Source organism: Microbacterium sp. H6, from assembly GCF_003314775.1.
Classification (GTDB): Bacteria; Actinomycetota; Actinomycetes; order Actinomycetales; family Microbacteriaceae; genus Microbacterium; species Microbacterium oxydans.
Genome location: NZ_QOAY01000075.1, coordinates 2,803 through 15,106, shown reverse-complemented (window position 1 = coordinate 15,106; position 12,304 = coordinate 2,803). Strand labels below are relative to the sequence as shown.

Sequence of the window (12,304 nt, the reverse complement as noted above, 5' to 3'; positions counted from 1 at the left end):
CGACGTCGAGACGATCTACCAGGCGGTCGGCCAGGCGCTGCACACCACGACCGCCACCCGCCAGAGCCGCAAGGGTGAGATCTCCACCTGGAAGGCGCACGCCCCGGCCTTCGCCGGGAAGATGGCCGTCGAGGCGGTCGACCGGGCGATGCGCGGTCAGACCAGCCCCGCGCCGATCTACGAAGGTGAAGACGGCGTGATCGCGTGGATGCTCGACGGCAAGGACGCCTCGTACGACGTGCCGCTGCCCGCCGCCGGCGAGCCCAAGCGCGCGATCCTGGACTCGTACACGAAGGAGCACTCCGCCGAGTACCAGGCGCAGGCGCTAATCGACCTCGCCCGCAAGCTCGGCCTGCAGAACCCCGCGCTGCGCGACCCTGCGAACATCGAGTCCATCGTCATCCACACCAGCCACCACACGCACAACGTGATCGGCTCGGGCGCGAACGACCCGCAGAAGTACGACCCCACCGCGTCGCGCGAGACCCTCGACCACTCGGTGCCGTACATCTTCGCGGTGGCCCTGCAGGACGGCGGCTGGCACCACGTCGACTCCTATGCCCCCGAGCGCGCTGGTCGCGCCGACACGGTCGCGCTGTGGCACAAGATCACCACGGCCGAGGATGCCGAGTGGACGCGCCGCTACCACTCCGAGGACCCGGCCGAGAAGGCGTTCGGCGGTCGCGTCGAGATCCGCCTCACCGACGGTGAGGTCGTGGTGGACGAGATCGCCGTGGCCGATGCGCACCCCCTCGGAGCGCGCCCTTTCGCCCGCGAGAACTACATCGCGAAGTTCCGTCTGCTGGCGGAGCCCGTGCTCGAGCCCGCCGAGATCGAGCGTTTCCTCGCCCTCGTGCAGCGCCTGCCCGAACTGACCGCTGCCGAGGTCGGCGAATTGTCGATCGTCGCGAAGCCCGGACTGCTCGAAGCCGCCGACGCCCCGAAGGGTCTGTTCTGATGCTGTACTCCACCGTCACACCTGCCGAGAAGAGGCGCCTCTTCCGGGAGCGACTGGCCTCCGGGGAGCTGCTGCGCTTCCCCGGAGCGTTCAATCCGCTGAGCGCCCGACTGATCGAGCAGAAGGGCTTCGACGGCGTCTACATCTCCGGCGCCGTGCTCTCCGCCGACCTGGGGCTCCCCGACATCGGCCTCACCACGCTCACCGAGGTCGCCGGCCGCGCCAAGCAGATCGCCCGCATGACCGACCTCCCCGCGATCGTCGACGCCGACACCGGCTTCGGGGAACCGATGAACGTCGCCCGCACGATCCAGGAGCTCGAAGACGCGGGTCTCGCCGGCACCCACATCGAGGACCAGATCAACCCGAAGCGCTGCGGTCACCTCGACGGCAAGGCCGTGGTCGACGAGAACACCGCGATCAAGCGGATCCGTGCCGCGGCCGACGCCCGCCGCGACGAGAACTTCCTCATCATGGCGCGCACCGACATCCGGGCCGTCGAGGGGTTGGACGCCGCGATCGACCGCGCGAAGGCGCTGGTGGATGCCGGCGCCGACGCCGTGTTCCCCGAGGCGATGCGCACCCTGGGCGAGTTCGAGGCGATGGCCGAGGCGCTCGACGTGCCGATCCTGGCGAACATGACCGAGTTCGGCAAGAGCGAGCTGTTCTCCGTCGACAGCCTCCGCGACGCCGGAGTGAACCTGGTCATCTGGCCGGTGTCGCTGTTGCGCATCTCGATGGGGGCCGCCGGCCGCGCACTGGATACTCTGAACGACGAGGGGCACCTGACCTCGAAGCTCGGCGAGATGCAGCACCGCGCCGATCTCTACGATCTGATCGACTACGAGTCGTACAACCACTTCGACTCGGGCGTCTTCAACTTCACCATCACGAAGGAGTGACCATGACCGAGCCGGACATCAAGAAGGGCCTTGCGGGCGTCGTCGTCGACACGACCGCGATCTCGAAGGTCAACCCCGAGACGAACAGCCTGCTGTACCGCGGCTACCCGGTGCAGGAGCTGGCGGACACCCAGCCCTTCGAGGCGGTGGCGTATCTGCTGTGGAACGGCGAGCTGCCGACCCCCGAAGAACTCGCCGCGTTCCGGCTGGAGGAGCGGAAGCACCGCGCGCTCGCCGACAACGTGAAGGCGGCGATCGACCTGGTGCCGCTCGAGGCGCATCCGATGGACGAGGTGCGCACCGCGGTCAGCCTGATCGGCGCGTCCGATCCCGGCGCCGGGGGTTCGGTGCTCGATGCGGGCGGCAGCCCGGAGCAGAACCTCGAGCGCAGCATCCGGCTGTTCGCCGCGCTGCCGGCCATCGTCGCGTACGGTCAGCGTCGTCGTCGTGGCCAGGAGCTCATCGCCCCGCGCGACGACCTCGACTACTCGGCGAACTTCCTCTGGATGACCTTCGGGGAGGAGGCGGACGACGTCGTGGTCGACGCCTTCAACCGGTCGATGATCCTCTACGCCGAGCACTCCTTCAACGCTTCGACCTTCACCGCGCGGGTGATCACCTCGACGCTGAGTGACATCTACTCGGCCGTCGTCGGTGCCATCGGTGCACTCAAGGGTCCGCTGCACGGAGGGGCCAACGAGGCCGTGCTGCACATCTTCGACGAGATCGGGTCGGCGGACGCGGTGGAGTCCTGGCTTGACAAGGCCCTCGCGGAGAAGCGCAAGATCATGGGCTTCGGGCACCGCGTCTACAAGAGGGGCGACTCCCGCGTGCCGACCATGAAGGCCGCGCTCGACACCCTGGTGGAGCACTACGACCGCCCGGAGGTCGCGGCTCTGTACGACGCGCTCGAGTCGGAGTTCGTCGCCCGCAAGGGCATCTACCCGAACCTCGACTACCCCTCTGGTCCCGCGTACAACCTGATCGGCTTCGACACCCTCACCTTCACGCCGCTGTTCGTCGCGGCCCGGGTGACCGGGTGGACGGCCCACGTGATCGAGCAGGCCGGATCGAACGCGCTCATCCGCCCCCTCTCCTTCTACGACGGCCCTGACGAGCGCCACGTCGGCTGACCCCGCCCTTCGAATCGCGCGAATGGCTCCATCTCCACCCGGGATGGAACCTTCGCGCGATTCCAACGCTGTAGCGCCCCGGAGGCTCCCGGGTCAAGGTGGCTGCGGCGAAGTCGGCGACGGGAGTAGGACAGACCCCGGGGACGGAAGCACGTCCCGTACGAAGGAGGGTCCATGTCCGCATCCGATGCCGCCGTCAAGGAGGTCAGGTCACTCGTCCCCGCACGTATGGACCGGCTGCCGTGGTCGCGATTCCACTGGTTGATCGTCGTCGGGCTCGGGTTCTCGTGGATCCTCGACGGCCTCGAGGTGCAGATCGTCGCCGCGAACGGGTACGCCGCGACCCTCGGCATGGGCCCGGCCGAGGTGGGGCTCGCCGGCACGTGCTACCTGCTCGGTCAGGTCTTCGGTGCCCTCTTCTTCGGACGCCTCACCGATCGCCTGGGACGCAAGAAGCTCTTCCTCGTCTCCCTTGCCGTGTACCTCGTGGGCTCCGCGGTCGCAGGGCTAGCCTTCGCGCCGTGGTTCTTCTACATCTGGCGCTTCGTGGCCGGCGCCGGTATCGGCGGCGAGTACGCGGCCATCAACTCGGCGATCGACGAGATCATCCCGGCGCGCTACCGCGGACGTGTCGACATCGCGATCAACGGCACCTACTGGGGTGGTGCGGCGCTCGGTGCCGTGGCCAACGTGTTCTTCCTGAACACCGACATCCTTCCCGAGGACATCGGGTGGCGGCTCAGCTTCTTCCTCGGACCCCTCCTCGGACTGCTGCTCATCTACATGCGCCGGCACATCCCGGAGAGCCCGCGCTGGCAGATGACGCACGGACGCGAAGAGGCGGCGGAGCGCAATGTCGACGAGATCGAGGAGCGCATCCGCAAGGAGGGCAAGACGATCCCACCCGTCGACGAGAGCAAGGCCATCACGGTCAAGGAGTACGGCCGCGTGCCGTTCCTCGTGATCGCGAAGGTGCTGTTCAAGAAGTACCCGCGGCGCACGCTGGTGGGCATCACGATGATGGTGACGCAGTCCTTCCTCTACAACGCCATCTTCTTCACGTACGCGCTGGTGCTGGAGAACTTCTACGACACCCCGCCCGCTTCGGCGTCGCAGTACTTCATCGTGTTCGCCGTCGGGAACCTCGCCGGGGCGCTCATCCTCGGGCACTTCTTCGACACCTGGGGGCGGCGGCGGATGCTGTTCTCGACGTACGTGCTCGCGGGCCTGATCCTCCTCGTCAGCGCGTTCCTGTTCAACGCGGGCGTGTTGAACGCGGCCACGCACACGGCGTTCTGGTGCGCGTCGTTCTTCTTCGCCTCGGCCGGTGCGTCGGCGGCATACCTGACGGTGAGCGAGATCTTCCCGCTCGAACTGCGCAGCCAGGTGATCTCGTACGTCTTCTCGATCGGGCAGCTCGTCGGGGCCATCGCTCCGGTGCTCTACGGGTCGCTGATCGGCGCGAGTGCCGAGTCGGGCGACCGCGGCCCCCTGTTCTGGGGGTACGTGCTCGGGGCGGCGATCATGATGTTCGGCGGCGTCATCTGCGGAATCTTCGGGGTCAGCGCCGCGGGCAAGTCGCTGGAGGACATTGCGGATCCGCTCTCGCTCGTGGATTCGCCCGACGAGGGGGTCTCGCCGGGGAAGGGGACCTGAGCCGGCGCTCAGCGGGCCCGGAGCCAGCGGCGGATGCGACCACGCGCGTTCCGGTAGGGGGATGAGGTGTTGAGCGAGATCATGCGCCCCATCGTCCAGGTGCGGTACCACGGGGCGCCGTAGAGCTCCTGGTCCGAGCGACTCAGGACGAGGGCTTCGATCCGCTGCTCTGCGTCGTCGAGGCGTGCACGCAGCTCCACCCAGGACGCGTTCTCGTGGTCGCGGGAGAAGTGCTGAGCCAAAGCCCCGAGGTCGTTCCAGCCGAAACCTGCCGCCGGCAGCTCGTCGGGGAGCCCGGCGGCGCGACGCTCGTGCCAGGTGAGCACCTGCTCGTTCCAGCCGATCAGATAAGCGAGAAGGTCCGCCGGACTCATCATGGTGTCCTTGACATGACCGGGCAGCACGAGTTCGCGGGCGGAGTCCGTCGGCACCCGATCCAGGTCGGCGCACAAGCGCGCGTACTCCGTCCGGATCGCCGTGAGCAGGTCGTCCTTCGTCGCGGGGACAGCCATCAGTGCGTCCGGCTGTCCCGCGCGAAGAAGGGTCGGGGCCAGGCACCCAGCGCGAGCACCGCCAGCACGGTCTGGATCAGGCCGGTCGCGAAGAAGATGCCGTGCAGCGGCGACCAGACGAGCATCATGGCGATCTCGACGAAGATCCAGATCATCATCGTCAGCCCGGCCGCCGCGTGCATCGCCCACGCGACGCCGAATCGGCCGAACTGCGCGACGAGAGCCAGCGCCTGCACGCCGCCGACGACGACGCCCAGGATGATCCCCGGCCAGACGTAGGAGTCGAAGATGCTGCCGTCGAGCCATTCGGGCGGCAGTCCCATCCCGCCGCCGACCGTCAACCCGACCATTCCGATCAGAGCCGACAGGAGGTTGAGCGCCGCGACGGTGGCGAGAGCGATGCGGAGGGCGCGGGGTGTCGATCGCATGGGCTCACCGTACCGGCCGGTGCCCGCGTGGCGCGGGAGCGGCGGGCGTGGAAAACCGATGCTCGCGGTCGCTCAGGAGCACGACGCCGAGCGCGCGGTCAGCGGGCGAGCCAGCTCCGCAGCGACCGGGTGACGAACGGGAGAACCCAGTACGCCATGATCGGCGTGAGCACGAGCGTGGTGACGAGCACCCGCAACCAGATCGGCAGTTCGTTCCATCCCGGAACCGGGCTCATCGCGTAGGTGAAGGCGAGGTTGACGGGGAAGAAGCCCAGCCAGATCGAGGTCGCCTGCTTCCAGCGCGGCGGGGCGGGTACGACAGTGACCGTCTCGGTGGTGCCGTCGGAGGACGGAAGCGTGATCGTCCCGGTGGTCGGCTCGTCGAACCAGCCCTCGATCCCGGTGCGGCGCTTGGAGCGCTCGCTGCGCACGAAACCTTCGCCCATCGACAGCCACCATGCCCGCTCGGCCGACTGCTCCCACGCGGTGAGCGAATCCTCGCTCGCGAAGCGGTAGAGCATGTGCCAGACCTGCGAGTCTTCGCCGGCGCGCACCCAGCCTGAGCCGAGGAAGCCCGGATACTTCGTCGCGAGGTTCACCCCCGTCTGCACCCAGGCGGTCGCCTCGACGATGCGCTCGGGGTCGACTTCGCGGCGGATGGACACGGTGAGGGGTTCGGACATGGTGCGGTCCTCGGGAACGGGCGCCAGGGGTCGGGGCGCCGGAGCGGATGCGCCAGGGTGACGGCGCTTGGTCGATTCTAATTCGGTTGCGGGAGGTTCCCGGCCGGATCCGCCCGTGCACAGAGAGACCCCCGCCGACCCGATTCGGCGGGGGTCACGCGGCGTGGGAGCCGCGACGGGAGCGAGAGCGCTCACCGTGCGCGCGGTGGACGTGACACCCGATCCGGTCTGAGTCTCTGTCCGCGCATCTGCAGTTCTACCCGGGCGAGATGGCCGGACGGTGAACGCGATGCGAACACCCAACACTGCCGAGGGCGAGGTTGATCCGGAAGATACGAGGATGTCCTAGTAAATGTCCGGTACTCCGAGTAAACTCCCCAATGTGCCAATGACGGCACGGAGGGATGTCACACAATGACTCGTACTATCCCGCACTTCGTGGGCGGATCGCTTCTCACTCCCGATTCGGGTCGCTTCGCCGACGTGTTCGATCCGAGCACGGGCGCTGTGCAGGCCAGGGTTCCGCTCGCATCGGCCGACGAGGTGCGCCGCGTGATCGCGAACGCCGAAGAGGCGCAGGTGGCGTGGGCGGCGACCAACCCGCAGAAGCGCGCCCGCGTGCTGCTGCGCTTCCTCGACCTGGTGCAGCGCGAGATGACGTCTCTGGCCGAACTCCTCGCGAGCGAGCACGGCAAGACGGTCGACGACGCGAAGGGCGACATCCAGCGGGGGCTCGAAGTCATCGAGTTCTCCGCCGGTGCTCCGCACCTCCTCAAGGGCGAGTACTCCACCGGCGCCGGAGCCGGCATCGACGTGTACTCGATGCGGCAGCCGCTCGGGGTCGTCGCCGCGATCACGCCCTTCAACTTCCCCGCCATGATCCCGCTGTGGAAGGCCGGCCCCGCGCTCGCCGCCGGCAATGCGGTCGTGCTCAAGCCCAGCGAGCGTGACCCCTCCGTGCCGGTGCGCATCGCCGAACTCTTCCTCGAGGCGGGCCTGCCCGCCGGCGTCCTCAACGTGGTGCACGGCGACAAGGAGGCGGTCGACACGCTGCTCACCGACGACCGCATCCGCGCGGTCGGCTTCGTCGGGTCCACGCCCATCGCGGAGTACATCTACGCGACGGCCGCAGCCCACGGCAAGCGCGCGCAGTGCTTCGGCGGTGCCAAGAATCACATGATCGTGATGCCGGATGCCGACCTCGACCAGGCCGTCGACGCGCTGATCGGCTCCGGCTACGGCTCGGCGGGCGAACGCTGCATGGCCATCTCGGTCGCCGTACCGGTGGGGCAGGAGACCGCAGACGCCCTCGCCGCGAAGCTCACCGAACGTGTCGCCCAGCTGCGGGTGGGGCCTTCCCTCGCCGCGGACGTCGACTACGGACCTCTGGTCACGCGGGCGGCCGTCGAACGGGTGGAAGGCTACATCCAGCAGGGGATCGACGAGGGTGCGACGCTGCTCGCCGACGGTCGCGGCTTCACGGTCGAAGGGCACGAAGAGGGGTTCTATCTCGGACCGACCCTGTTCGACCACGTCACCACCGACATGGCGATCTACCGCGAGGAGATCTTCGGCCCTGTGCTCGTGATCGCCCGCGCCGCCGACTACGAGGAGGCGCTGCGCATGGCCTCGGAGCACGAGTACGGCAACGGGGTCGCCATCTTCACGCGCGACGGCGACGCGGCTCGTGACTTCGCCGCCCGCGTCGAGGTCGGGATGGTCGGGGTGAACGTGCCGATCCCCGTGCCGATCGCCTATTACACGTTCGGCGGGTGGAAGCGCAGCGGCTTCGGCGACCTCAACCAGCACGGCACCGATGCCTTCCGCTTCTACACGAAGACCAAGACGGTGACGAGTCGCTGGCCCGCGGCAGGCATCCGCGACGGCGCCAGCTTCGTCATCCCCACGATGCACTGACCCTTCGACAAGCTCAGGGACCCAACTTCTAAGGAAAAGCGATGACCATGACCACCGTCACCACCACCGCCGAGGAGCGCGAGGCGATCATCGGCGCCGTCCGCGAGTTCGCCGAGACCGAGCTCGCCACCTACGCCGCGGAACGCGACGAGAAGCACCTGTTCCCCCGGGAATCGCTGAACCGTGCAGGAGAGCTCGGGCTCGGCGGTATCTACGTCGACGAGGAGTTCGGGGGCAGTGGACTCAGTCGGCTCGACACCGTCGCGATCTTCGAGGAGCTCGCGAAGGGTGACCCGGCGGTCGCGGCGTACATCTCCATCCACAACATGGTCGTGTGGATGATCGACACCTACGGTGATGACAGCCAGCGCGCGACGTGGCTGCCGCAGCTCACCGCGATGTCGGAGTTCGGCGGCTACTGCCTCACAGAGCCGGGGGTGGGGTCTGATGCGGCCAACGTCGCGACGAGTGCGGTCCGCGACGGCGACGATTACGTGCTCACGGGAGTGAAGCAGTTCATCTCCGGTGCGGGCGAGGCCGCCGTCTACGTCGTGATGGCGCGCACGGGAGAACCGGGAGCACGCGGTATCAGCGCGTTCCTCGTGCCGGGAGACTCCGAATCCCTCAGCTTCGGCGCACCGGAGAAGAAGATGGGGTGGCATGCGCAGCCCACCCGACAGGTGATCCTCGACGGCGTCCGAGTCCCGGCATCCGCCATGCTCGGCGACGAGGGACGCGGGTTCGCGATCGCGATGTCCGCGCTCAACGGCGGTCGGCTCAACATCGCCGCGTGCTCGCTGGGCGGGGCGCAATGGGCGCTCGACAAGGCTGTGCAGTACGTCCACGAGCGGATGGCGTTCGGCGAACCGCTCGCCGAGAAGCAGTCGATCCTGTTCGCGATCGCCGACATGCGCACCGACCTGCACGCCGCACGCCTCATGGTGCGCGATGGCGCGCAGGCGGTCGACGAGCACGCGCCGGACGCGACGATGCGTTGCGCCATGGCCAAGCGGTTCGCGACCGATGCCGGATTCGACGTCGCCAATCGCGCCCTGCAGCTGCACGGCGGCTACGGCTACCTGCAGGACTACGGGATCGAGAAGGTGGTCCGCGACCTGCGGGTGCACCAGATCCTGGAAGGAACGAACGAGATCATGCGTCTGATCGTCGGACGCGAGATGCTGCGACCGGCGGGCTCGGCGTCCGTGCAGCGTGGCGGAGATCAGATGCGGAGCGCATCATGACCGGGTCGTCGTCGAAAGCGGCCGTGGCCTTCCTCGGACTCGGGCACATGGGACTGCCGATGGCGAAGAACCTCGTCGCCGCCGGTCATGAGGTGCACGGCTTCGACCTGGTTCCGGCGGCGATCGAGGCAGCGCGGGCGGCCGGCATCGCGGTGGCGGCGAGCGGGGCGGAGGCCGTGGCGGAGGCGGATGTCGTCATCACGATGTTCCCCGCCGGGAAGCACGTGATCGAGGCGTATCGCACCGAGCTGCTCGCGGCTGCGCGACCCGGCACGCTGTTCATCGAGTCGTCCACCATCGCGGTCGACGAGGCCCGTGCCGCGCACGCGCTCGCTCTCGCCGCCGGACACCGCAACGTCGATGCCCCGGTGTCCGGGGGAGTGGTCGGCGCGGAGAACGGCACTCTCGCGTTCATGGTGGGCGGGTCGGACGAGGACTTCGCCGCGGCACTTCCGCTCCTCGAGGTGATGGGAAAGCGCATCGTGCACTGCGGCGGATCTGGGCTCGGACAGGCGGCCAAGGTCTGCAACAACATGGTGCTCGCGGTCTCGCAGATCGCCGTCGCGGAGGCATTCGTGCTGGGGGAGCGCCTCGGGCTCGAGCACCAGGCGCTCTTCGACGTCGTGTCCCAGGCGTCAGGGCAGTGCTGGTCGATCACGACGAACTGCCCCGTGCCCGGACCGGTGCCCACGAGCCCGGCGAACCGCGACTACCAGCCCGGATTCGCCGGTGCATTGATGGCGAAGGACCTCGGTCTCGCGCTGCAGGCGATCGAGCAGACGTCGACGGATGCGCGGATGGGCCGACTCGCCCAGGAGATCTACGCCGCGTTCGCTGCCGGAGACGGGGCGAGCCGCGACTTCTCCGGCATCATCACCGACATCCGCGACGACCGCGTGTGATGACGGCCGTTCGAATCGCGCGAATGGTTCCATCGGGCACCTGGGAGCCACCATTTGCGCGATTCGAACGCAGGGGTGAAGGTGGAACGCAACCACGACGGAGAGGGCGACATGACCGAGTACGAGACGATCCTGGTCGAGCAGCGCGGACGGGTGGGGTGGATCACCCTGAACCGGCCGGAAGCGCTGAATGCTTTGAACAGCAGAATCGCCGAGGAGGTGACCGCCGCCGCGCTCGCTTTCGATGCGGACGAGGGCGTCGGCGCGATCGTGGTCACCGGGTCGGAGAAGGCGTTCGCCGCGGGTGCCGACATCAAGGAGATGGAGGGCATGTCGGCGGCGCAGATGCTCGAGACCGATCACTTCGGTGTGTGGCATGAGTTCGCTGCGGTGCGCACCCCCGTGATCGCGGCCGTCTCCGGGTTCGCGCTGGGCGGCGGGTGCGAGTTGGCCATGATGTGCGACATCATCCTCGCGGCCGACAACGCCAAGTTCGGGCAGCCCGAGATCAACCTCGGCGTGATCCCCGGCATGGGTGGCACGCAGCGTCTGATCCGTGCAGTCGGCTACTACAAAGCAGCCGAGCTCGTGCTCTCCGGCCGGTTCATGGGGGCGGAGGAGGCCGAGCGCTCCGGCCTCGTGTCCCGTGTCGTGCCGACCGCGGAGCTCCTGACCGAGGCGACGAAACTCGCCGACAGCATCGCCTCGAAGTCGCTCCCGTCCGTGTTCGCCGCCAAGGCCGCGCTGGACGCGGCGATGGAGACGACCCTCGCCGAAGGGCTCGCGCACGAGAAGCAGGCGTTCGCCGCGCTGTTCGACACCGCGGATCAGAAGGAGGGCATGTCGGCCTTCCGGGAGAAGCGGTCACCGGACTTCCAGAACCGCTGACCGCTCGTGGACGACTCCGCAGAACTGAGGGCGCCATGCCGGAAGCGGCGCTCTGCGTGGTGCCCGATGAGTACTTCTGCGGAGTTCGTCACGCCGTCAGCTGCGGAGTGCGTCGACGATCTTCGTGATCCGGCGTTCGCGCGTCGCCTCCTGCTTCGCCTCGGCCACACTTCGCGCGTGCTCCTTGCGCACCGAGTACGACAGGGCGTCGAAGGCGGAGCGCAGTGCGGGGTCGGCGTCCAACGCGGCGGCGAGCTCGGGCGGAACGTCGACCGTGCGCTCGGCCGCATCCACTCTGATCACAGCGTCGATCTCCTGGCCGATGTCGAGCCCGAGGTCGGCGCGGACGGCCTTGCTGAAGCCGATCATGTTCTCGCTGCCCATGCGTGCCAAGCGCAAACGCGCGGTGCGCCCACCGATCGTCACGGCCACGGGGAACGCCTTGCCCGCACCCAGGGACGCGACCTGATCGTCGGTGAGCAGGATGGCCGCCGCGGGGCCGCGGCCGGTGAGGACGGTGTGCAGGCGCAGTTCGCTCATGCCGAAAGAGTACGCCCGGGCTCCCCGAACTCGGCGGCGAGAATCGCGTTGCGCTCGGAGATCAGGCGGCGCATGTATCTGCCGAGGACCAACGCGTCGACCAGCCGACCGAGCGGACCGAACGGTGAGCGGAACGTCACGGTGTCGCGCATGAGCGTGCCGTCCGGATGCTCCTCGAAGCGGTGCTCGTGCAAAAACGCGGCGAACGGCCCGGCGATCTGCCGATCCGAGAACCCGTGCGGCGGATCGACGTCGAACACCCGCGAGCGCAGTCGGAACGGGATGCCGAAGTGGCGTGCTCGCCAGGTCGCCGTCGTCCCCTCGGTGAAGACGCCGCCCGCCGGCGCCTCGACCATCGTCTCGCCGAATCGGGCCATGCTCTTCACGTGCAGTTCGGGGTCGAGCGAGGCGGCGAACACCTCGGCGGGCGTCGCGCCGATGACCGTCTCGAGCGCGAACCGCGGCATGTCAGAGCGCTTCGGGCTGCGGACGCGGGTCGGCGAAGTCACCGGCGTCCTTGCGCAGCCGGGCCACGATCGCC

At 68.4% G+C, this 12,304-nt stretch carries 13 protein-coding genes; 8 read left to right on the top strand and 5 right to left on the bottom strand.

The annotated features are described in order from the left end of the window. The 4 genes from DSP71_RS23185 to DSP71_RS05455 form a co-directional block, all read left to right on the top strand. A partial coding sequence (locus DSP71_RS23185; protein ID WP_258546277.1) for an MmgE/PrpD family protein occupies positions 1 to 958 on the top strand: 958 nt, incomplete at its 5' end. Further along, positions 958 to 1,860, top strand: a complete 903-nt coding sequence (gene prpB, locus DSP71_RS05465; protein ID WP_058632947.1) for a methylisocitrate lyase — start codon at positions 958 to 960, stop codon at positions 1,858 to 1,860. The genes DSP71_RS23185 and prpB, both read left to right, overlap by 1 nt. A 2-nt stretch (positions 1,861 to 1,862) precedes the next feature. Beyond that, positions 1,863 to 2,993 (top strand): bifunctional 2-methylcitrate synthase/citrate synthase, encoded by a 1,131-nt coding sequence (locus tag DSP71_RS05460; protein WP_046747546.1) that lies wholly within the window; start codon positions 1,863 to 1,865, stop codon positions 2,991 to 2,993. Positions 2,994 to 3,167: 174 nt separating this feature from the next. Beyond that, positions 3,168 to 4,649: an MFS transporter gene (locus tag DSP71_RS05455; protein ID WP_113680577.1), complete on the top strand. Its 1,482-nt coding sequence runs from the start codon at positions 3,168 to 3,170 to the stop codon at positions 4,647 to 4,649. 8 nt (positions 4,650 to 4,657) lie between these two features. On the opposite strand, the gene DSP71_RS05450 is transcribed toward DSP71_RS05455, so the two are convergent. The 3 genes from DSP71_RS05450 to DSP71_RS05440 all read right to left on the bottom strand — a co-directional run bounded on the left by DSP71_RS05450 (position 4,658) and on the right by DSP71_RS05440 (position 6,272). Then, positions 4,658 to 5,161: a ClbS/DfsB family four-helix bundle protein gene (locus DSP71_RS05450; protein WP_113680576.1), complete on the bottom strand. Its 504-nt coding sequence runs from the start codon at positions 5,159 to 5,161 to the stop codon at positions 4,658 to 4,660. Further along, positions 5,161 to 5,589: a hypothetical protein gene (locus DSP71_RS05445; RefSeq protein WP_211368704.1), complete on the bottom strand. Its 429-nt coding sequence runs from the start codon at positions 5,587 to 5,589 to the stop codon at positions 5,161 to 5,163. Before DSP71_RS05445 ends, DSP71_RS05450 begins: the two co-directional genes overlap by 1 nt. 98 nt (positions 5,590 to 5,687) lie before the next feature. Continuing rightward, positions 5,688 to 6,272: an antibiotic biosynthesis monooxygenase gene (locus tag DSP71_RS05440; protein WP_113680575.1), complete on the bottom strand. Its 585-nt coding sequence runs from the start codon at positions 6,270 to 6,272 to the stop codon at positions 5,688 to 5,690. Positions 6,273 to 6,686: 414 nt separating this feature from the next. Here DSP71_RS05440 and DSP71_RS05435 point away from each other — a divergent pair, with 414 nt between their 5' ends. From DSP71_RS05435 to DSP71_RS05420, 4 genes are all read left to right on the top strand, one after another. Next, positions 6,687 to 8,189, top strand: a complete 1,503-nt coding sequence (locus tag DSP71_RS05435; RefSeq protein ID WP_113680574.1) for a CoA-acylating methylmalonate-semialdehyde dehydrogenase — start codon at positions 6,687 to 6,689, stop codon at positions 8,187 to 8,189. Positions 8,190 to 8,230: 41 nt separating this feature from the next. After that, complete coding sequence (locus DSP71_RS05430; protein WP_113680573.1) at positions 8,231 to 9,433, top strand: acyl-CoA dehydrogenase family protein; 1,203 nt, start codon at positions 8,231 to 8,233, stop codon at positions 9,431 to 9,433. Then, the gene (gene mmsB / locus DSP71_RS05425; protein WP_113680572.1) at positions 9,430 to 10,335 is read left to right on the top strand and encodes a 3-hydroxyisobutyrate dehydrogenase; all 906 of its coding nucleotides are present in this window, start codon (positions 9,430 to 9,432) and stop codon (positions 10,333 to 10,335) included. The genes DSP71_RS05430 and mmsB overlap by 4 nt, the downstream gene beginning before the upstream one ends. Positions 10,336 to 10,446: 111 nt before the next feature. Further along, on the top strand, positions 10,447 to 11,223 hold the full coding sequence (locus DSP71_RS05420) for an enoyl-CoA hydratase-related protein (protein WP_113680581.1): 777 nt from the start codon (positions 10,447 to 10,449) through the stop codon (positions 11,221 to 11,223). 96 nt (positions 11,224 to 11,319) lie between these two features. On the opposite strand, the gene DSP71_RS05415 is transcribed toward DSP71_RS05420, so the two are convergent. Together DSP71_RS05415 and DSP71_RS05410 are read right to left on the bottom strand one after the other, a co-directional pair. Beyond that, positions 11,320 to 11,763, bottom strand: coding sequence for a YdeI/OmpD-associated family protein (locus tag DSP71_RS05415; protein ID WP_061017017.1), 444 nt, complete (start codon positions 11,761 to 11,763; stop codon positions 11,320 to 11,322). After that, on the bottom strand, positions 11,760 to 12,272 hold the full coding sequence (locus DSP71_RS05410; protein WP_258546276.1) for an SRPBCC family protein: 513 nt from the start codon (positions 12,270 to 12,272) through the stop codon (positions 11,760 to 11,762). Before DSP71_RS05410 ends, DSP71_RS05415 begins: the two co-directional genes overlap by 4 nt. Between the last annotated feature and the right edge of the window lie 32 nt (positions 12,273 to 12,304).